General features: G+C 71.1%; 12 protein-coding genes and 1 pseudogene. 3 read left to right on the top strand and 10 right to left on the bottom strand.

Annotated elements, in window-relative coordinates; all coding sequences use genetic code 11:
- Positions 1–124: 124 nt before the first annotated feature.
- From ABZZ04_RS36065 to ABZZ04_RS36035, 7 genes are all read right to left on the bottom strand, one after another.
- Entirely contained in the window at positions 125–1,906 is a 1,782-nt protein-coding gene (locus tag ABZZ04_RS36065) for an ABC transporter ATP-binding protein (RefSeq protein ID WP_356936465.1), read from the bottom strand.
- Positions 1,903–3,657: an ABC transporter ATP-binding protein gene (locus ABZZ04_RS36060; RefSeq protein ID WP_356936464.1), complete on the bottom strand. Its 1,755-nt coding sequence runs from the start codon at positions 3,655–3,657 to the stop codon at positions 1,903–1,905. Before ABZZ04_RS36060 ends, ABZZ04_RS36065 begins: the two co-directional genes overlap by 4 nt.
- A gap of 48 nt (positions 3,658–3,705) precedes the next feature.
- On the bottom strand, positions 3,706–5,487 hold the full coding sequence (locus tag ABZZ04_RS36055) for an ABC transporter ATP-binding protein (RefSeq protein WP_356936463.1): 1,782 nt from the start codon (positions 5,485–5,487) through the stop codon (positions 3,706–3,708).
- Positions 5,484–7,469 (bottom strand): ABC transporter ATP-binding protein, encoded by a 1,986-nt coding sequence (locus tag ABZZ04_RS36050; protein ID WP_356936462.1) that lies wholly within the window; start codon positions 7,467–7,469, stop codon positions 5,484–5,486. Before ABZZ04_RS36050 ends, ABZZ04_RS36055 begins: the two co-directional genes overlap by 4 nt.
- A gap of 171 nt (positions 7,470–7,640) precedes the next feature.
- Positions 7,641–9,095, bottom strand: coding sequence for a Gfo/Idh/MocA family oxidoreductase (locus ABZZ04_RS36045; RefSeq protein WP_356936461.1), 1,455 nt, complete (start codon positions 9,093–9,095; stop codon positions 7,641–7,643).
- A 306-nt stretch (positions 9,096–9,401) separates the two neighbouring features.
- On the bottom strand, positions 9,402–12,353 hold the full coding sequence (locus ABZZ04_RS36040) for an FAD-binding and (Fe-S)-binding domain-containing protein (RefSeq protein ID WP_356936460.1): 2,952 nt from the start codon (positions 12,351–12,353) through the stop codon (positions 9,402–9,404).
- A 77-nt stretch (positions 12,354–12,430) separates the two neighbouring features.
- The gene (locus ABZZ04_RS36035; protein ID WP_356936459.1) at positions 12,431–12,874 is read right to left on the bottom strand and encodes a MarR family transcriptional regulator; all 444 of its coding nucleotides are present in this window, start codon (positions 12,872–12,874) and stop codon (positions 12,431–12,433) included.
- A 141-nt stretch (positions 12,875–13,015) separates the two neighbouring features.
- Here ABZZ04_RS36035 and ABZZ04_RS36030 point away from each other — a divergent pair, with 141 nt between their 5' ends.
- Positions 13,016–14,839 carry an ABC transporter ATP-binding protein gene (locus ABZZ04_RS36030; RefSeq protein ID WP_356936458.1) on the top strand — a complete coding sequence of 608 codons (1,824 nt, stop codon included), beginning with the start codon at positions 13,016–13,018 and terminating at the stop codon, positions 14,837–14,839.
- Positions 14,840–15,298: 459 nt separating this feature from the next.
- On the opposite strand, the gene ABZZ04_RS36025 is transcribed toward ABZZ04_RS36030, so the two are convergent.
- Both ABZZ04_RS36025 and ABZZ04_RS36020 read right to left on the bottom strand, forming a co-directional pair.
- Positions 15,299–16,408: an NAD(P)-binding domain-containing protein gene (locus ABZZ04_RS36025; protein ID WP_356936457.1), complete on the bottom strand. Its 1,110-nt coding sequence runs from the start codon at positions 16,406–16,408 to the stop codon at positions 15,299–15,301.
- Between the two features lie 123 nt (positions 16,409–16,531).
- Entirely contained in the window at positions 16,532–17,764 is a 1,233-nt protein-coding gene (locus ABZZ04_RS36020) for a cytochrome P450 (protein ID WP_356936456.1), read from the bottom strand.
- 460 nt (positions 17,765–18,224) lie between these two features.
- Here ABZZ04_RS36020 and ABZZ04_RS36015 point away from each other — a divergent pair, with 460 nt between their 5' ends.
- The gene (locus ABZZ04_RS36015; RefSeq protein ID WP_356936455.1) at positions 18,225–19,454 is read left to right on the top strand and encodes a hypothetical protein; all 1,230 of its coding nucleotides are present in this window, start codon (positions 18,225–18,227) and stop codon (positions 19,452–19,454) included.
- Positions 19,438–20,208 carry a hypothetical protein gene (locus tag ABZZ04_RS36010; RefSeq protein ID WP_356936454.1) on the top strand — a complete coding sequence of 257 codons (771 nt, stop codon included), beginning with the start codon at positions 19,438–19,440 and terminating at the stop codon, positions 20,206–20,208. The genes ABZZ04_RS36015 and ABZZ04_RS36010 overlap by 17 nt, the downstream gene beginning before the upstream one ends.
- A 121-nt stretch (positions 20,209–20,329) precedes the next feature.
- Here ABZZ04_RS36010 and ABZZ04_RS36005 read toward each other — a convergent pair.
- A pseudogene (locus ABZZ04_RS36005) lies at positions 20,330–20,723 on the bottom strand (transposase family protein).
- Positions 20,724–21,589: the final 866 nt, after the last annotated feature.

Below are 21,589 nucleotides of genomic sequence, written 5' to 3'. Positions count from 1 at the left end.
CGTGGGCGGGGCAGCACTTATCCCTTGGGCCTATTGGTGAGTGAACATTCACCCGCACTCGGGCCGGTCGCGGGTGAACGCTCACCCACCCGTCTGCCGGTCGTCGGTGAACACTCACCGCCGCTCACGACCGTCCCCCGTGCCACGACCGCCACAGCGCCGCGTACGCCCCGTCCGCCGCCACGAGTGCGTCATGGGTGCCGAGTTCGGTGATCCGGCCGTCCTCCATCACGGCCACCCGGTCCGCGTCGTGGGCCGTCTGCAGCCGGTGCGCCACGGCCACCACCGTCCGGCCCTCCAGAACGGCGGCCAGGGCACGTTCGGTGCGCCGGGCGGTCGCCGGGTCCAGGAGGGCGGTGGCCTCGTCGAGGATCAGGGTGTGCGGATCGGCGAGGACCACACGGGCCAGGGCGAGCTGCTGTGCCGCGGCGCCGTCGGGCCGGTGCCCCTCGGGGCCCAGATCCGTGTCCAGGCCGTCGGGCAGCTCGTCCGCCCAGGACGCGCCGACGGCCGCCAGGGCCGCCCGCAGTTCGTCGTCACCGGCCACGTCCGAGGCGATCCGCAGATTGTCCCGGACCGTGCCGTGGAAGACGTGGTGCTCCTGGGTGACGAGGACGACGTGCCGTCCCAGCCGGCCGGAGCCCAGCCCCGCGACCGGAACCCCGCCCACGGTCACCGAGCCGGAACTCGGCGCGTCGACGCCCGCCAGCAGCCGGCCGAGGGTGGTCTTCCCCGCCCCCGAAGGGCCGACGATCACCAGCCGTTCACCGGGACGGACCGTCAGGTCGACCCCGTGCAGCACGTCTTCCCCGCCCTCGTACGCGTACCGCACCCCCGACACCTCGATCAGATCGCCGTCGGGCACGGCGGAACCGGTCCGCGGCGCCGGGACCGCAGGACCCAGGCCCTCCACCCGGGCGAAGGCCGCACCGCTGCTCTGCAGCTGCTCCATGCGCTGCAGGATTCTGTCCAGCGGCTGGGAGAGCTGCCGCAGATACAGGGCGGAGGCGACGACCGCCCCCAGGCTCGTCGCGCCCCGGTCGTGCAGCACACCGCCGATCAGCAGGACGGCGGCCACCGGGACGACATAGGAGACGTCGACCGCGGGGAAAAGCACGCTCCGCAGGAAGAGCGTTCTGTTCCGGGTGGTCCCGGCCCGTCCGATCGCCCGTTCGCAGGCGGCGATCCGGCGCTCCTGGAGCCCCAGCGCCTCGACGGTGCGGGCCCCGGCGGCGGTCGTCGCGAGCTGCTCCGCGAGCGCCGAGCTCGCGGAGCCCTCGTCGAGGTACGCCCCCAGGGCCCGGCGCAGGTACCAGCGTGCGGCGAACCGGATGCCGAGCAGCCCCAGCACCCCGCACAGGCCCAGCAGCGGATCGATCGCGAACACCGCGCCGAGGATGAACAGCGCCTGGACGGCGGCGATGAGGAGATCCGGACCGGCGTCCCGCAGCGTGACGCCGACCGAGGCCACGTCCGCGGTGCCCCGCGCCATCAGATCCCCGGTTCCGGCCCGCTCGACGACCGGGGCGGGCAGTGCGAGGGCCCGCTCGGCGAACTCCTCCCGGATGCGTGCCAGGGTCCGTTCGCCGAAGCGATGCCCGACGTATCCGGCGTACCGCGCCAGCAGCAGCTGGACGACGGCGAGGACCAGGATGAGGAGCGCGAGGCGGTCCACCGCGGCCACCGTGCCGCCGGACGCGACCTCGTCGACGATCCGGCCGAGCAGCCACGGACCGACGAGACCGGCCGCGGCGGCGAGCGCGTTGAGGACGAGCATGCCGGTGAAGGCGCGCGCGTCCAGCCGGACGAGCCGCAGCGCGGCCCGGCGGATCCGCGCCGGGCCCGCGACCGGCAGCGCGCTGCCGTCGGACGTGCCGGGCTCCGGTGTACGGGCGGTGGCGGTCATCGCACGGCCTCCCGGGACGGCGGGACGGGCCTGGGGCCGCCGGGTTCGTCGCCCGTGCCGCCCCGGGCCACCAGCGCGCGGTAGCCGGGCTGGGTGTCCAGGAGTTCGCGGTGGCTGCCGGTCGCGGCCACGGCCCCGTCGACCAGGTAGTGGACGGTGTCCGCCCGGTCCAGGAGCAGCGGCGACGTGCTGGTGACGAGCGTGGTGCGGCCGCGGCGCGCGTCCCGCAGCCCGGCTGCCACCGCGGCCTCCGTATGGGCGTCGAGCGCCGATGTCGGCTCGACCGCGAGCAGGACCTCCGGATCGGCCAGCAGGGCCCGGACCAGCCGGACGCGCTGGCGCTGGCCGCCGGAGAGGTTGCGGCCGCCCGCCTCGATCCACGCGTCGAGCCCGCCCGGGGCCCCGCGCACGACGTCCCCGGCGGCGGCCGCTTCGACGGCCCGGCCGATCACGTCCCCGTCCCGTTCCCGGGCCCCGGAGACCACCTCGCGCAGCGGCCCGGCGAACAGCGCGGCCTCGTTGTCCGCGACCAGGATCCGGCGGCGGATCCTGGTCAGGTCGATGTCCTCCAGACGGATCCCGCCCCAGGTGGCGGCCGACTCGGTGAACCGGCCCAGCCGGTCCACCACCGCCGCGGACTCCGACGACCGGGCCCCGGCCAGCGCGGTCAGCAGCCCCGGCGCCACCTCGACACCGGACTCCGGGTCGTGCAGCGCGGCGGGCGCCCCCGGCCCGTCCGGGACCGTCTCCCCGCCCGTGACGTCCGGCTCCAGGGTCAGGAACCGGACGACCCGGCGCGAGGCGACGAGCCCCCGGCTCAGCCCGTACCCGCCCTCGATGAAGAACTCCACCGGCACGACCAGCACGGCCGCGTACCCGTAGACCGCGACCAGTTCGCCGACGGTGATGTCCCCCTGGACCGCCATCCGGGCCGCCAGCCAGGTCACCGCACCGAGGAACAGCGTCGGCAGGCCCACCCCGAGCGCCTGGATCCAGCTGGTCACCGTCCCGACGCGGTAGCCCTCGTCCCGCAGGGCCCGCGAGGCGTCGCGGTAGCGGGCCGCGTACACCTCCTTGCCGCCGATGCCGTTCAGGACGCGCAGTCCGCCCGCCATGTCCTCGAACCGTGCGGCCAGGGCGCCCTGGCCTGCCCGGTAGACCGTCTCGGCTCCCTGGAGGCGCCACAACAGCGGGCCGACCAGCACCGCGAGGAGCGGCACCCCGAGCAGGACCACGACGGCCAGCAGCGGCGAGACGGTCAGCAGCAGCACGGCCACCACCGCGTACGCGAGGACGGCGCCGACCCCCGGACCGGTGATGGTCAGCGTCCCCGCGATCACACCGACGTCGCCGAACCCGATCGTGACGACCTCCCCGGCCGTGACCCGCCGCGGCAGCACCGCGCCGAGCCGGGTCGCCTGCCGCACCACGACCGCGACGGAGCGGAACGCGGCGTCCATCCGCACCCGGGTCATCGTGCGGTGGCGCATGATCGCCAGCCAGGCGTTGAACACCCCCACCCCCAGCAGCGCCGCGACCCAGCCGATCAGCGCCGGCCACCGCCCCGGCCGCAGCCCGTCGTCGATCGCGCGGGACAGCAGATAGGGCGGCAGCGTCAGACAGACCATCCAGGCACTGCCCAGCAGAGCCCCCGCGGCCACCCTGCGGCGCTGACTGGTGACCAGCCACCACAGGTACCGCAGGGGGCCGCGCGTGTCGGGGGCGCCCGGTTCCGCGTACGTATCCGTCATGTACCTGACCCTAACGAGCGTTCGGTGCGGGCAGGGCGCCCGCCCCGGTCAGCCGTGCCAGGACCGCCACAGCGCCGCGTACGCGCCGTCCGCCGCCACCAGTTCGTCGTGGTTGCCCAGTTCACTGATCCGGCCGCTCTCCACCACCGCGATCATGTCCGCGTCGTGCGCGGTGTGCAGCCGGTGGGCGATCGCCACGACCGTGCGTCCCTCCAGCACCCGGGCCAGCGACCGCTCCAGGTGCCGGGCGGCCCGCGGATCCAGCAGCGACGTCGCCTCGTCCAGCACCAGCGTGTGCGGATCGGCCAGGACCAGCCGGGCCAGGGCGATCTGCTGGGCCTGGGCCGGGGTCAGCGCCAGACCACCGGAACCGACCTCGGTGTCCAGCCCCTCCTCCAGCGCCCTCGCCCAGCCGTCCGCGTCGACCGCCGAGAGCGCCGCCCACAGCTCCGCGTCCCCGGCGCCCGAACGGGCCAGCAGGAGGTTGTCCCGCAGCGAACCGACGAACACATGGTGCTCCTGGTTGACCAGCGCCACATGCGCACGCACCTGCTCCGCCCCCATCCGGGACAACTCCGCACCGCCGAGCGTCACCTCACCCGCGCGCGGCGCGTAGATCCCGGCCAGCAACCGGCCCAGCGTGGACTTGCCGGCCCCCGACGGGCCGACCAGCGCCAGCCGGGTGCCCGGCGCCACGTCCAACGACACCCTGTGCAGGACGTCCAGCCCGGCGCGGTAACCGAAGCGCACCCCGTCGGCCCGTACCTCCCGGCCGTCCGGGACCACCTCCGCGTCGCCCGCGTCCGGCTCGATGTCCCGTACGCCGACCAGCCGGGCCAGCGACACCTGGGCGACCTGCAACTCGTCGTACCAGCGCAGGATCAGGCCGATCGGATCGACCATCATCTGCGCCAGCAGCGCACCCGTCGTCAACTGCCCCACGGTCAGCCAGCCCTCGATGACGAACCAGCCGCCGAGCATCAGCACCGCGCCCAGGATCGTCACATAGGTGGCGTTGATGACCGGGAAGAGCACGGAACGCAGGAAGAGGGTGTACCGCTCCCACGCCGTCCACTCCTTGATCCGCCGGTCCGACAGCTCCACCCGGCGCGCGCCCAGCCGGTGCGCCTCCACGGTCCGCCCGGCGTCCACGGTCTCCGCGAGCGTCGCCGCGACCGCCGCGTAACCGGCGGCCTCCGAGCGGTACGCGGACGGGGCCCGCCGGAAGTACCAGCGGCAGCCGACGATCAGGACCGGCAGCGCGAGCAGCACCGAGAGGGCCAGCGACGGTGCCGTCACGGTGAGCGCGCCCAGCAGCAGTCCCACCCACACCACACCGATCGCCAGCTGTGGCACGGCCTCGCGCATCGCGTTGGCCAGCCGGTCGACGTCCGTGGTGATCCTGGAGAGCAGATCACCCGTCCCGGCCCGCTCCAGCACCCCCGGCGGCAGCCCCACCGACCGCACGAGGAAGTCCTCGCGCAGATCGGCCAGCATCTCCTCGCCGAGCATCGCGCTGCGCAGCCGCATCATCCGGGTGAACACGGTCTGCACCACCAGCGCGAGCGCGAACACCCCGGCCGTGCGCTCCAGATGCAGGTCCCGGACCCCGTCGGAGAGATCCTCGACCAGCCCGCCCAGCAGGTACGGGCCGACGATCGAGGCGATCACCGCGACGGCGTTGAACGAGACCAGCACGGCGAACGGCCCGCGATGGCGCCGCAACAGCTCCCGCACATAGCTCCGCACGGTGGTGGGAGTACCCACCGGCAGGGTCGTCGCCGATTCCGGCGCGGCCGGGTCGTACGCCGGTTCCGCGACGCCGATCATGCCCGTTCCTCGATTTCCTCGATCGTCCTGAACGCGTCCCCGGCATCCGGGGCGGCGATCTCGTCGTCCGTCTCGCGCGTCACGACCGCCCGGTAACGGGGCTCCGTGCGCAGCAGCTCACGGTGCGAACCGACCGCGACGACGGTGCCCCGATGCGCCAGCACCACCCGGTCGGCCAGGTCGAGCAGCAGCGGCGACGAGGCGAGCACCACGGTGGTGCGGCCCCGGCGCAGCTCCTTGATCCCGGTGGCCACCCGGGACTCCGTGTGCGAGTCGACGGCGGAGGTCGGCTCGTCGAGAACCAGCACCTCCGGGTCGGCCACCAACGAGCGGGCCAGGGCCAGGCGCTGGCGCTGGCCGCCCGAGAGCGAACGGCCGCGCTCGGTGATGCGCGTGGTCATCGGATCGCCGCCCGAGTCGGCGGACGCCTGCGCCAGCGCGTCCAGCACATCACCGCACCGGGCTGCGGCCAGCGCGTCCTCGGCGGCCACCAGGCCGGACGACGGCACGTCGAGCAGCTCGCCCAGTGTGCCGGAGAGCAGCACCGGGTCCTTGTCCTGGACGAGCACGGCGGTCCGGGCGGTCTCCAGCGGGAGTTCGTCCAGCGGTACGCCACCGAGCAGGACGGACGGGACCGTTTCCGGTTTCGTCCCGTTCCCGTTCCCGTCCCCGTTCCCGTCCCCGTTCCCGTTCCCGTTCCCGTCCCCGTTCCCGTTCCCGTCCCCGTCCCCGTTCCCGTCCCCGTTCCCGTCCCCGTTCCCGTTCCCGTCCCCGTCCCCGTTCCCGTCCCCGTTCTTGTCCCCGTCCGTGGCCGGGCCGGGCTCCGGGTCCGTCTGCGCGTGCCCGCCCAGGCGCTCGGCCAGCCGCCCCGCCTCGTCCGGGTCGCCGCAGACCACCGCGGTGAACAGGCCCGCCGGGGCCATCAGTCCGGTGACCGGGTCGTACAGATCGCCGGCCGGTGCGGCGTCGAGGCTCGCGGGCCGGTCCGTGCGGCCCAGCGACAGGACACGCACCGCGCGCCTGGCGGAGGGCCGGGAGAAGGAGTACGCCATCGCGATCTCCTCGAAGTGGCGCAGCGGGAACAGCAGCAGCGCCGCCGCGCTGTACACCGTGACCAGCTGACCGACCTCGATCCGGCCGTCCCGGGCCAGCGCCGCCCCGTACACGACCAGTGAGATGAGCAGCACGCCGGGCAGCAGCACCTGGATCGCCGAGATCAGCGACCACATCCGCGCACTGCGCACCGCGGCCTCGCGGACCTCCTGCGAGGCGCGCCGGTAGCGGCCGAGGAACAGCTCCTCGCCACCGATCCCGCGCAGCACCCGCAGCCCGGCGACGGTGTCCGAGGCCAGCTCGGTCGCCCGGCCCGCCTTCTCCCGCTGGAGGTCGGCGCGGCGGGTGGCCCGGGGGAGCAGCGGCAGCACCGCCAGGGCCAGCAGGGGCACGGAGAGGGTCACCAGGAGGCCCAGCGACGGCAGGTAGAGCAGGAGTCCCGTGCAGATCAGCACGAGGGCGGCGGCGGCCGAGGCGAAGCGGGACAGCGCCTCGACGAACCAGCCGATCTTCTCGACGTCGCCGGTGGACACGGCGACGACCTCGCCCGCGGCGACCCGGCGGGTCAGCGCGGAGCCGAGCTCGGCGGTCTTGCGCGCCAGCAGCTGCTGCACGCGTGCCGCGGCGGTGATCCAGTTGGTGACGGCGGTGCGGTGGAGCATGGTGTCGCCCAGGGCGATCAGCACGCCCAGGACCACGATCAGTCCGCCCGCCCAGGCGAGCCGGCTGCCGGAGCGGTCCACTACGGCCTGCACGGCGAGACCCGCGGCGAGGGGGAGACCGGCCAGCGAACACTGGTGCAGCAGGCCCCAGGCCATCGACTTGAGCTGTCCGCGGAGCTGGTTGCGGCCGAGCCAGAGCAGAAAGCGCGGGCCCGACCGGATATCGGGGTCGCCGGGATCCGAGTACGGAAGATCGCGAATCTGCATGACGTCCCATGGTTCGATGTGCCGGTTCGTGCAGCGAATGCCGCGAACCGTCCCAGGTTCGCCCCGGGACGTCAGTCGGAGCAATTGATTTTCTGGACGATCCGGACGGGGCCGCGATGTCCGGAACGGCTCGGCCGAGCAGCACCGGACCCACGGCCCCGACCTGGGGCGTCAGGCCTTTTCCGGATCCTCCGAGTCCATTCCGGAACGGGCCTTCCTCCACTCGCCGCGGGTGAAGTCGGGGATCTGTTGCGGCGCGCCCTTCGCCTTGATCGACAGATGGCTGAGCGGCACGGGCGCCGTCCACGTTGCCGCGTCGTACACGTCGAAGTCGGGGACGAGGCCGAGCCGCATGCACTGCATCAGCCGGAACACCAGCATGTAGTCCATGCCGCCGTGACCGCCGGGCGGGTTGGCGTGCTCCTTCCACAGCCAGTGGTCCCAGTCCTGGTACTTGGAGAAGTCGCCCCAGCTGTCGTTCGTGTGGTCGGGCTCGATGTAGATGCGCGCGGGATAGTCCTCGAAGACGCCCTTCGTCCCGCCGAGGCTGTTGATCCGGGAGTAGGGGTGCGGGGTGGACACGTCGTGCTCCAGCCGGATGACCCGTCCCTTGGCGGTCTGGACGAGGCTGATCGTCCGGTCGGACTCGATGTAGGTCTCCTTCCAGCTCGGGTCACCGGCCGGCATGTGCTTCTCGCGGTACTCGGCGAGCCCGAGCGCCGGGGAGCCGACGCTGGTGATGCTCACCGCGCGGTCACCGCGGTTGATGTCCATGTAGTTGGCGACCGGCCCGAAACCGTGGTTGGGGTAGAGGTCGCCGCGCAACCGGGTGTGCCACAGCCTGCGCCAGGGCCCCTCGTAGTAGTCCGGGTCGAACATCAGGCCGCGCAGGTCGTGGTTGTACGCGCCCGCGCCGTGCAGGAGGTCGCCGAAGAGCCCGGCGTGCGCCATGCGCAGCACCCGCATCTCGTTCCGCCCGTAGCAGCAGTTCTCCAACTGCATGCAGTGGCGTCTGGTGCGCTCGGAGAGGTCGACCAGCTCCCAGAGCTGATCGAGCTGGAGCGCGATCGGACATTCCACGCCGACGTGCTTGCCGTTCAGCATGGCGGTCTTCGCCATCTGGAAGTGGAAGTCCCAGGGCGTCGCCACATAGACGAAGTCGATGTCCCCGCGCCTGCAGAGGTTCTCGTAGTCGTCCTCGCCGTTGGTGTAGACGGCGGGCGCAGGCTGGCCCGCCGCGGTCACCTTCGCGGCGGCCCGCTGCGCCTTGTCCTTGACCGGGTCGCAGACGGCGACGACCTGCACACCGCTGACGGCGAGGAAGAGGTCGATCATGCTGCCGCCGCGGTTGCCGAGGCCGACGATGCCGACCCGGACGGTGGAGCGCCGGTCGAACGGCACCCCCGCCATGGTGCGCCCCTGGCGCTTGGGGACGGACGCCTGTTCCGCGGCGGTGTCCTCGGGACTCAGGGCAGGGGTGGCGGCGGATGCGGTGCCACCGGAGAGGGCACCGAGCCCGAGCCCGGCACCGGCCACGCCGGCGGTCGTGCGCAGGACCGAGCGACGGCTCATCGAGCCCTCGTCGCCGTCCTGAGTGCCGTCGTCCTGCTGTGCTGCGTCGTTCATCGATCCTCCGGAAGAAGGGGGTCTGACGTGCGCGGCTTCTGAATGAACCTGGTTAAGGACCTTGGTGGTCGGCACTGCTGGTGCGCAAGGGGAGCGATTGGACTCCTGCTTTGAAACCATGGACTTTTGTGCGCGCGGGAAGGACTTTTCGTGCACGTGCGAACTTTCGTGCGCGCATGCACTGCCACGTACACGAACCCGTCGCGCGTGCATGTACGGAAAAGCCGGACGGGCCCGAAGATACGGGCCCGTCCGGCGGATCGGTCCGAGCGGTCGCCGTCTACCGCCGACCGGGGAACGAGGGCGTCACCGCTCGACCGGCCCCGGCCGCGTCGCCCGTTCCAGCTCCATCAGGACCGAGTGGTACGAACGGCCCGTGGCCCGGTCCATCCCGATCTCGCACATCCGGTTGGCCGAGAGATGGGCGTCGTACTCCCGCGACTTCACCTCGGCGGCCTCCTTCGCCGTGGCGGACTGCGTCAACTCCTTGTGCAGCATGCCGCGGTCGCCCGCGAAGGCGCAGCATCCGGCGTCGTCGGGGATCACGACCTCCTCCGCGCACGCCTCGGCGACCGCGCGCAACTGCTCCACATCGCCCAGGTGCTCCATGGAGCACGTCGGGTGCAGCACCGCCGAACCGGTCTTCCGCAGCACGGTCAGCTCCGGGAGCAGTTCGTCGGCCGCCCAGACGAGGGAGTCGACGACGGTCAGCTCCCGGTGCAGTTCGAGGTTGTCCTCGGTGAGGTACGGCACCACCTCGTGGGCGATGCCCAGCGTGCACGAGGAGGCGTCCACGACCAGCGGCAGCTTTCCGCCCGCCGTCCAGCCCCAGGCGGCCTCCACGATGCGGTTGGCCATCACGGTGTTGCCGTCGTCGTACCCCTTGGAGTGCCAGATCGTCGCGCAGCAGGTCCCCGCGACGTCGTCCGGGATCCACACCGGCTTTCCGGCACGGGCGGAGACCGCGACGACCGCCTCCGGCAGCGACGGACCGCGATGCCCATCGGGTCCGCCGAAGATGCGGTTCACGCACGCCGGGTAGTAGACGGCGCTCGCTCCGGCGCGGGAGGTACGGGGCAGCTGCCGGGCGGCGGCGCCGGGGATCTCGGGCAGCCACTCGGGCACCAGATCGGGGCGCACGGCCCTGCGGGCGAGCCCGGTGATGGTCTCCAGCGGCCCGTCGCCGATGCGGTCGCCGATCCGGCCGGCCGCGGCGACCGCGAGCCGGGCCGCGGCCTCCACCGCCTTGAAGTTCTTCGCGGTGAGCGCCGCGATCCGCTCCTCGCGGGGCGAGTGCCGCCGGTGGCGGAAGTCCTTCATCATGGCGCCGGTGTCGATGCCGACCGGGCAGGCGAGCTTGCAGGTCGAATCGCCCGCGCAGGTGTCGACGGCGTCGTACCCGTAGGAGTCGAGCAGCTGGGTCTGCACGGGGGAGCCGTCCGGCTGCCGCATCATCTCCCGGCGCAGCACGATCCGTTGGCGCGGAGAGGTCGTCAGGTCGTGGCTGGGGCAGGTGGGTTCGCAGAAACCGCACTCGATGCAGGGGTCGGCGACCGGTTCGACCTCGGGAATGGTCTTCAGCCCGCGCAGATGGGCCCTCGGGTCGCGGTCGAGGACGATGCGGGGGGCCAGCACCCCGTCGGGGTCGATGACCTGCTTGGTGCGCCACATCAGCTCGGTCGCCTTCGGCCCCCACTCCAGCTCCAGGAAGGGGGCGATGTTGCGGCCGGTGGCGTGCTCGGCCTTCAGCGAGCCGTCGAAGCGCTCCACCGTCAGCCGGCAGAAATCGTCCATGAACGCGGCGTAGCGGTCGACGTCGGACGGCTTCGCCGCGTCGAAGGCGAGCAGGAAATGCAGATTGCCGTGCGCCGCGTGGCCCGCCACGGCGGCGTCGAAGCCGTGTTCCTCCTGGAGCGCGAGCAGGGCCTCGCAGGCGTCGGCCAGCCTGGAGGGCGGCACCGCGAAGTCCTCCGTGATCAGCGTCGTGCCCGAGGGCCGGGAGCCGCCGACCGCGGTGACGAACGCCTTGCGGGCCTTCCAGTAGCCCGCGATGGTTCCGGCGTCACGGGTGAAGCCGTTGGTCACCGACGCCACCGGGGCGACCAGGTCGAGCTCCTCGACGACGGCCGCCGCTGCCCGCTCGTACGCCTCCTGGCCCGCCTCGTCCGGGGCCCGGAACTCCACCAGCAGCGCCGCGGTCTCCTTGGGCAGCCCGGCCCAGTCCGCGGGCACGCCCCGGACGCTCACCGACGCGCGCAGCGTGTTGCCGTCCATCAGCTCGACGGCGATCGCCCCCGCCTCGTTGAAACGCGGCACGGCCGCCGCCGCGGAGGTCAGGGACGGGAAGAACAACAGGGCCGTCGAGACGTGCCGGTCGAGCGGCAGGGTGTCGAAGACGACCTCGGAGATGAAGCCGAAGGTGCCCTCGGAACCGACCATCAGACCGCGCAGGATCTGCACGGGCGTGGCGCCGTCCAGGAAGGCGTCGAGCCGGTAGCCGTTGGTGTTCTTGATCTCGTACTTGGCCCGGATCCGGGCGGTGAGCCCGGCGTCCGCCTCGATCTCCGCCTTCAGCGCCATCAGCGCCTCGCACAGCCGCGGTTCGGCGTGGGCCAGTTCCTCGTCCGCCATCGGGTCGCCGGTGTCGACGACGGTGCCGCTCGGCAGCACGAAGGTGAGGGAGGAGACGGTGCGGTAGGAATTGCGGGTCGTGCCCGCGGTCATCCCGGAGGCGTTGTTGGCGACGACTCCGCCGATCGTGCAGGCGATGGCGCTGGCCGGGTCGGGACCCAGCAGCCGGCCGTACCGGGCGAGGGTGGCGTTGGCCCGCAGGACCGTCGTCCCCGGGCGGATACGGGCCCGCGCGCCGTCGTCCAGGACCTCGATGCCCGCCCAGTGGTGGCGCACGTCGACGAGGATGTCCTCGCCCTGGGCCTGTCCGTTCAGACTGGTGCCGGCGGCCCGGAAGACGACTTCGCGGCCCCTTCCGTGCGCGTACGACAGGATCGCGGAGATGTCGTCGATGTCCTCCGGGACCACGACGACCTGGGGGACGAACCGGTAGGGACTGGCGTCGGAGGCGTACTTCACCAGGTCGGAGACCTTCCACAGCACCTTCTCCGGCCCGAGCAGGGCGACCAGCTCGTCGCGCAGCGCATCGGGGGTGCCCGGAGCCTGGCGGGCGGGAACCCTGTCCACGGAGGGCGTACGCGGCACCTCGGGGCGGAGTGCTTCCGGCTTCGGCTCCAGCAGTGGCATGGCGGGTTCTCCTCGGCGGTTCGGTCGGTACGGCGGCGGACACGCCCGCGCCCGGCGGGCGGAGCGCGACCGCGGGTCTAACAGCGGCGCTCCGGCATCCCGTTGACCAGGGCGGTCAGCAGTCCGCCGAGCACCTCGCGCTGATCTGCGGTCAATGGAGCCAGGATCTCCTCCGCGGCGGCCCGGCGCGCGTCGCGCAGCGACCGGAGGGTGGCGCGGCCCTCCTCGGTCATCTCGATCCGGACCACCCGGCGGTTGTCCGGATCGGGGGCACGGCGCACCCGGCCGCTCGCCTCCAGGCCGTCGACCAGACTCGTCACGGCACGCGGGACCACGTCCAGGCGCTGGGCCAGATCCGCCATCCGGGGCGGACCGTCGTAATGCGCGACGGTGCGGAGCAGGCGGAACTGCGCGGGGGTGATGCCGATCGGCTCCAGCTGGCGGCTCTGGATCCGCTGGAGCCTGCGGGTGACCCGCAACAGCTGCTCGGCGAGGACGCCGTCGGCGTCGGAGGAGTCCATGGGGGAACAATATCAGGACCTTGTGCATTGTGAGTATAGGTAACAATGAGCTATGCTCCCAAAAGTTCCGACCGATCGATCCCTCGGGGTCGAGCCGCCGCCGCACGGCCGACGGCTCTCGTACGCCCGACGAAGGAGCTCATGAAACCCGACGAAATCAACTGGACGCCCCCGCCGCGGGACGAGGAGCGCCCGCCCGCCGAGGTGCGACGCATCCTGCGCCTCTTCCGCCCCTACCGAGGCCGGCTCGCGCTGGTCGGACTGCTCGTCGGCGCGTCGTCGCTGGTGTCGGTCGCCTCGCCGTTCCTGCTGCGCGAGATCCTGGACACGGCCATTCCCCAAGGGCGTACGGGACTGCTGTCGCTGCTCGCCCTCGGCATGATCCTCACCGCCGTGATGAACAGCGTCTTCGGAGTCCTGCAGACCCTGATCTCGACCACGGTCGGCCAGCGGGTCATGCACGACCTGCGCACCGCGGTCTACGCCCAGTTGCAGCGGATGTCGCTCGCCTTCTTCACCCGGACCCGCACCGGTGAGGTGCAGTCCCGCATCGCCAACGACATCGGCGGCATGCAGGCGACCGTCACCTCCACCGCGACGTCACTGGTCTCCAACCTCACCGCCGTCGTCGCCACGGTCGTCGCCATGCTGGCGCTCGACTGGCGGCTCACCCTGGTCTCGCTGCTCCTGCTGCCGGTCTTCGTGTGGATCAGCCGCCGGGTCGGCCGGGAGCGCAAGAGGATCACCACCCGGCGCCAGAAGCAGATGGCCGCCATGGCGGCCACGGTCACCGAGTCGCTCTCCGTCAGCGGCATCCTGCTCGGCCGGACGATGGGCCGCTCGGACTCCCTCGTCAAGAACTTCGCCGAGGAGTCCGAGAAGCTCGTCGACCTCGAGGTGCGCTCCAACATGGCCGGGCGGTGGCGGATGTCGACGATCGGCATCGTCATGGCCGCCATGCCCGCCGTCATCTACTGGGCGGCGGGGATCGCCCTGCAGTCCGGCGGGCCGGCGGTCTCCATCGGCACGCTCGTCGCCTTCGTCTCGCTCCAGCAGGGTCTCTTCCGGCCCGCCGTGAGCCTGCTCTCCACCGGGGTGCAGATGCAGACGTCCCTCGCACTCTTCCAGCGCATCTTCGAGTACCTGGACCTCGACGTCGACATCACCGAGCCCGAGGAGCCCGTCCGGCCGACGGAGATCCGCGGCGAGATCCGCTTCGAGGACGTCGACTTCGGCTACGACGACAAGAGCGGGCCGACGCTCGGCGGCATCGACCTCACCGTCCCGGCCGGCAGCAGCCTGGCGGTCGTCGGACCGACCGGAGCGGGCAAGTCCACCCTCGGCCACCTGGTGCCCAGGCTCTACGACGTCACCGGCGGCAGGGTCACGCTCGACGGCGTCGACGTGCGCGATCTGGACTTCGACACCCTGGCGAGGGCCGTGGGCGTGGTCTCCCAGGAGACGTACCTCTTCCACGCCTCGGTCGCCGACAACCTGCGCTTCGCCAAGCCGGACGCCACCGACGAGGAGATCGAGGCGGCGGCCCGCGCGGCACAGATCCACGACCACATCGCGTCGCTCCCCGACGGCTACGACACCCTCGTCGGCGAGCGCGGTCATCGCTTCTCGGGAGGCGAGAAGCAGCGCCTCGCCATCGCGCGTACGATCCTGCGGGACCCGCCCGTGCTGGTGCTCGACGAGGCGACGAGCGCCCTGGACACCCGCACGGAGTTCGCCGTGCAGGAGGCGATCGACGCGCTCTCCGAGGGACGCACCACCATCACCATCGCGCACCGGCTCTCCACCGTCCGCGACGCGGACCAGATCGTCGTCCTGGACGGCGGCCGGATCGCCGAGCGCGGCACCCATGAGGAGCTTCTGGCGCAGGAGGGCCGCTATGCCGCCCTGGTCCGCCGGGACGCCCGGCTCGCCCCCGCCGTCCCCGCCGTCCCCGCCACGGGCTGACCGGGGACGGGCCCGCCCCGCCCCCGCCTGCCCGGCCCGCCCTGTCCGTCTGCACCTGCGCCCGGTTCCGGCGGTCCCGGTCGCGATCCGTCCGGCAAACGCGGCGACGCCGCCGCTCCCGTGGGACGGGGAGCGACGGCGCCGGGCGGAGCGATGGTCAGACGAGCCAACCCACGAAGTGGACGATGCCGGCGAGCAGGTTGGTGATGACGTTCATTCGCTGTTTCTCCTTGTGCGTATGCATATGTGGGACAGCACAGTCGCGGTCTGCAGCCCGTCGCTTGCGCCCTGTAATCATCATGCGCCGCAGGTGCCTCGGGCAACGAATGGCGAAACGATCACGCGTTCCAGCGAACACCCGATCCCTTGTTCGTGTGTTCTGTTTTCGGGGGCATGGCGTCGGGAGTCCGTGCCGTTCGAAGCCCATGCCGCCCGGGGCGGGGCTCGTGCCGTTCCCCCTCACGATGTGACAGGCGCGAATTCCTCGTCGGTCCGCGCCGTGGCGTCCCGCCCCTCCAGCAGCCGGGTGATCTCGTGCACCGCGGCCCGCCCCGCCCGGTTGGCGCCGATCGTGCTGGCGGACGGCCCGTAACCGACGAGGTGGATGCGGGCGTCCCGCACCGCCCGTGTGCCCTCGACCCGGATGCCGCCGCCCGGCTCGCGCAGCTTCAGCGGTGCGAGATGGTCGATGGCGGCCCGGAAACCGGTCGCCCAGAGGATGACGTCCGCCTCGACCGTCCGGCCGTCGTCCCAGGCCACCCCGTCGGGCGTGATGCGGTCGAACATCGGCAGCCGGTCGAGTACTCCCTGTTCGCGGGCGCGCCGGACGGCGTCGGTGAGCGGCAGTCCGGTCACGCTCACCACGCTCTGCGGCGGCAGGCCACGCCGGACCCGCTCCTCCACCATCGCCACCGCGGCCCGGCCCCGGTCCGCGTCGAACGGGCCTTCCCGGAAGACCGGCGGCCGACGTGTCACCCAGTACGTCTCGGCCGCCACATCGGCGATCTCCATCAGGTGCTGGGTACCGGAGGCGCCCCCGCCGACCACCACCACGCGCTGTCCGGCGAACTCGGCCGGGCCCGGGTAGTTCGCGGTGTGCAACTGCCGTCCCCGGAAGCTTTCCTGGCCCGGGTAGCGCGGCCAGAACGGCCGGTCCCAGGTGCCGGTGGCGTTGATGAGGGCGCGGGTGGCGTACGTGCCCTCGGACGTCTCGACGAGCAGCCGCCCGTCCTCGCCCTCGCGCACCGCGCTCACCTCGACGGGGCGGTGGACCCGCAGGTCGTAGGCGTGCTCGTACCGTTCGAAGTACTCACCGATGACCTCGGAGGAGGGCCGGTCGTCGTCGGCCCCGACGAGTTCCATGCCCGGCAGGGAGTGCATGCCGTGGACCTTGCCGTAGGTCAGCGAGGGCCAGCGGAACTGCCAGGCGCCGCCGGGGTGCGGGGCGTGGTCGAGCACGACGAAGTCGCGATCGGGTTCCAGGCCGGTGCGCCGCAGATGGTGGGCGCCGGATAGTCCCGCCTGTCCGGCGCCGATCACGACGACATCGACCGCACGTGCCGCAGCCACCCCAAAGTTGTTCACATTTCCACTAACCGCCGAGGGGGTGCGGATCTTCCCGGGGCGGTACGGGAGCGAACGGCGCAGCCGGGGCGTCCGCGTCCGCGGTCGTTCCTGCTGTCGGTGGAGCTGTCACCGGGCGACCGGCCGCAGCCGAACGGGCAGAGCCACGTGTCCGTTGCTGATCAGGGTCGGCAGCGGCCGCAGCTCCCCGGCGGGTACCGCGAGTCGGACGTCGGGGAAGCGCGTGAACAGATGGCGCAGGGCGGTGGCGACCTCGAGACGGGCGAGAGGGGCGCCGAGGCAGTAGTGGACGCCGTGTCCGAAGGCCAGGTGGTCCTTGACGGCCCGGGTGGCGTCGAAGAGGTCGGCGTCGTGGCCGTGCCAGTCCGGGTGACGGTTGGCGGCCGAGTAGGAGGCGAGGATCGCCTCCCCGGCCCGGATCGTCCGCCCGTCGGGCAGGGGTATGTCCTCGAGCGCGTAACGCAGCGGCAGGTGCTTGATGGCCGGCTCGTGACGCAGTGTCTCCTCGACGACGTCGTTCCAGTCGCACCGGCCGGCGCGGACGTGGGCCGGCTGCTCCGGGTCGGTCAGCAGGGAGGTGATGGCCTGGTCGATGACGTTGAGGGTCGTCTCGTACCCCGCGCTGATCATCAGCACGAGGGTGCCGCGCAGTTCGGCGTGGCTGAGGGCGCCGCCGTCGCCCTCCTCGTCACGGGTGGCGATCAGGAGGGAGGTCATGTCGTCGCCGGGAGAGGACTGCTTCATGGCGATCAACTCGTCGAGGAGCCGGTAGAGGGTGGTCGTGTTCGCGGTGGCTTCGTCGGCGGAGAGGGTCGTGTCGAACACCCGGTCCACCACGGTACGGAGCCCGTTCAGCCGGGTGGAGGAAAGGCCCAGCATCCGGCCGATGACCGCGATCGGCAGCGGATGGGCCAAGTGCTCGCGCAGGTCGACGACTTCACCGGCCGGGAGGGCGTCCAGGCCGTCGAGGATGCCGGTGACGAGGTCCTCGACGACGGGCGCCAGGGCGGCGACACGACGGGCCGAGAAGGCCGGGGCGATCAGACGGCGCAGACGGCGGTGGTCGCTGCCGTGGGCGGTGAACATGTTGTCGACCGTCACCCAGAGAGCGAGTGGCCAGGTGGGGGTGGTCTCGGCGAAGGCGGGCCAGTGCGCCCGGGCGTCCTTGGAGACGCACGCACGGGTCAGGAGGTGCTTCAGGAGGCCGGGATCGGATACGGACCATGCGGTCACCCCGAGGATGTCCACGGGCGTGGCCGCTCCGCGGGCGCGCAGGGTCCGGTCCTCGGCGTGGTGGTCGGCACCGGTGGGATCGAGGACGAGCGGCTGGTCGTCGAGCATGCCCGGGGTTCCTTTCTGGCAGGTGCGTCGGGATTCCTGATGGAGCGGGTGGCACGTGCTGCGAGTCGTGATGATGCCGGGGCCGGGAAGGGGGAACCTGCCCTCGGGCCGACGCCGTCACTCCATGGACCGGGCAGCCGGCGGATCTGTGACACGCACGAGGGCCCGCCCCTCGACGAGCGCTCGCAGGACGGAACCGGGACGGGCGACGACTGAGGCGGCTCCCCGGCAAGTGCGGGTGCGGCGCCACGTGTCGTCGCCGATCGGACAGCAGCTCAGCGCACTTGCCCGTACGGCAGAACCTCGTTGCCCGTCGTGGAGCCCCGTGAGAGCATCGAGGAACTCAACGGTCCGTCTCCTTTCGTTCGCGTTTCGCAGCACGAACGAAAGAGTGCGGACCATTGTCATGTCCAAGGTTTTGGACGATTCATGGAGATCTGCGAACGGCGGGTGCTGTTTGATGTACGCAACAGAACTGGCGGAAGCCTGCGTCGAGGATTCGGGAAACGTCCTGGTCGCGCCTTCGTCGTCGCAGGACGACGAACTGGTCGGGAACTTCTTCGGGACCACGATCACGCCGGAGGAACTTGCCTCCGGTTCGCCCGACCTCGCGCAGAAGACCGTCTACCTGTGCGGTGACACATCAGGGATCAGCGACCGCCAATTGCGCGACGCCGCCCGGGTGTTCGTCGTACGGGAGCCGTCGCACGGCCACCACGAGGAGGCCGACAGCCCCTGGACCCCCGTCGACGCCGGCCGGGTTCCCATCCGCGTACACGGCGTCGGCGTGTACTACCGCCGGTTCTTCGGACTCGATGCCGATCACTTCGGCCGGATCCGTGCCGAGCACGCGTTCCAGTCCCTGACGGAGTCCACCAAGCCCGGGACGGCTCATCGCAGCGGAATCTATCTGACGCCCGTCACGCGCGACGGCGACGAACTGCATTTCCGTCTGCTCCGGTGCTCCACGAATCTCTCGGGGCCGACCGAGGGCTTCCGCCCGACCGACACGAGCATCGTCGATGCCCTGAACCGCGAGGCCGCCACCGTCTTCCGGAACCACGCACCGCTGAATCATGTCCTTGCCCAGACCTACCACAACACCCTTGCCACGGCCGGGCGCAAGCAGTCCAAGGCCAAGATCTCCGCCCATGCCGACAAGACCAAGGACATGCCCGTCAACGGCATCATGGCCTTCTGCACTTTCTATGACCGGCTCGAAAATCTGCAGCCCATGGCCGAAGACGCCTTCGACCACGGTGTGAAGAAGGCCAGCGGGCTGACTCAACTCCGGTTTCTCCTCAAGAAGTCGGTCGAGGAGCACGGCGGGGTCGCGCTCCCGCCGAAGTTCACCCTGACCCTCTATCCCGGCTCCGTGTTCTTCATGCCGCTGTCCACCAATCGCCTGTACACGCACGAGATCCGGCCGTCGACGCTGGACGCCGAGCTGCTCCCGACCCGTCTGGGATACGTGGTGCGCTGTTCGAGCACCGAAGCCGTTCACAGGAACGGCCGGACGTTCCTCAAAAGGGCCGGGGGCCTGGTGGAAATGGAAGAGCCCACACAGGCCGGAATGGATGATCTGCGCAGGCTGTACGCCGAGGAGAACCGGACCCCGTCCTTCATCGATTACGGCGAAAAATTTCTCTTCAGCATGAACACGGGAGACTACATTGCCCCTCGGATCTAGGACCCCGGACGAGATTTTCTCCTGCGCTCTGCCGACCGAGGAGGACCTCTTCGCGGAGCTGTCCGCATCGGCCCGTCTGGAGGACGTGGGAAAAGGGCGGCGAGGCGCCGTGCTCACCGAGGTCGACGAGGAAGGCGGTGTGCCTCTCGTCCGTACCACCACTCGATACGGCAGCCCCGCGCAGCGTTTCCGGGTGGTGCACGAACGGTTGGCGCGGCAGATCCAGGAACGCGCGGCGCTTCCGGTCGGCCTCAACAACGCTCTCATCGAGAGCTACACGAACGCTTACGCGACCATGGGCGGCCATTCCGACCAGGCCCTCGATCTGGCCGACGAATCGTTCATCGCCGTCTTCTCCTGCTATCAGCGCCCCGAAGCCGGCCCACCGAGGAAGCTGATCTTCGAATCAAAGGAGTTCGAAGGCGAGAAGTTCGAGATTCCCCTTGCTCATCACAGCATCGTTGCGTTTTCCGTCGACTCGAACCGGAGATTCAAGCACAAAATTGTGTTGGACGCGGCTGCCCGGGCGACGGAGAACCAATGGCTGGGCGTAACCTTCCGAACATCGAAGACCCTCGTCCGGTTTCGCGACGGGCATGTGTACCTCCCGCAGGGTGCGCGTCTCGTGTCGGCCGACGATGAGCAGAGGCGCGAGTTCTATCGACTGCGACGCCGTGAGAACAATGAGACGGACTTCGTCTACCCCGCGTTGACGTACACCATCAGCGAGAGCGATCTGATGCCGCCCGTCTGACCTCGAAGGCTTTTGAACGCCCCACCTTCGAGTGCCCCCACCTCGCCGCGGAGGTGGGGGAATCGCCTTACGAGTCTCTGCGGTGCCGTCCTGACGGGCAATCAGTGAGCCTTTTCCAACCTCACGCTGACGCGTGGTGAAGGATGGGAACGGCTTGGACGAACGCGGTGATGCGGTTGGTGCTGCAGTGAAGCTTCCGCAGAAGGCGCCGGCCCTTCGGAGTGGCCATGGACTGCTCGCCGAGGCAGCGGATCTTGGCGTGTGTGCTGTTGTGCCGACGCTGCCACCGCTTGAGGCGACGGCCTCGGAACGGGACGCGGACGGTCGCGATCCCGATGCGGAACCCGGCGGCGAGCTGGGCATAGGTGTTGCCGCACCGCAGGTGAGCCAGGGCGAGCAGGGCCTGTCGGCCCTGCGGGCAGACGCCGCCAGCGCGTCCCGACCTCCCGCCGTCGGGCGCTCAGGTAGCGCAGGGTGCGGCTGGACAGATCAATCGACGACGGGTGGACAAGCACACGAAGCTCCTGGTGGGGCACGGTGGATCTTGGTCGTGACACCTCCTACCAGGAGCTTCATCGCGATGCGGAGCCGCCCAACTGACGGACACCGCCGACAGGTTGGAAACAGCTCACTGTCTCCACGAACCAGTCGAGCCTGTCATGGGCCGGAACTTCTGCCGCCGTGACTCCCTGCCACACCGAAATCCCCCATCGTTCGATTCCTCCTGCCGGACCCGACAGAGCCGGGACGTTGAGCATTCTGCTGGTTCGCCGGGCGGGCCTGAATGCCGGGACTGTCTCCAAGCCAGGGAACACAGTCGGCTTTGTGCTGCTGCCGGGGCGGAGGAGCGTGGCAAGCTCGATCGGCTGGTGGATGCACGCCCGGCTTCTCGTCTTCGACTGCGGCCGCGCCCTAGTACTGCAACGGTGTTTGTGCTGATGGGTGGTCAGTTCTACGGGCTGTGTCCGCGTCGTTTGCAGTGACTGGTTCGGGCTTGGTGTGGTCGTCCGGGCCGGGGCAGGTCGGGGTGCGGGAGGCGGCCCTCGTCGAGGCAGGCGGCGTAGAGCTCCTGGGAGGTGTGGAGGAGCCAGGGCAGCAGGGGCAGGCGGCCGCCGTGTTCGATCAGCGGGTGGGTGGCGGGCCGGATGCGGCGTTCGACCTCGGTGAAGCACCGGCGAAAGGTGCCTCGTCCCCGTGACGGAAGTCGCTGGTGGCGGGGCACCATTCTTGGTGTGTCCGGACCTCCTGCCGGGGTTGCTGCTCGACTGCGGGGAGTGAGAGCTTCGCCCCCCTGATCGCACCGGTGTGCCCAGGTGCATGATGTGCCTGGACACGGGGAGGACGCATGACGCAGACCACGCCGCCGACATGGGGGCTGACA

This window comes from Streptomyces sp. NPDC006435 (genome assembly GCF_040612315.1).
Classification (GTDB): Bacteria; Actinomycetota; Actinomycetes; order Streptomycetales; family Streptomycetaceae; genus Streptomyces.
Note: the sequence above shows the minus strand (reverse complement) of the source record. Positions and strands in the feature narration are given on the sequence as shown.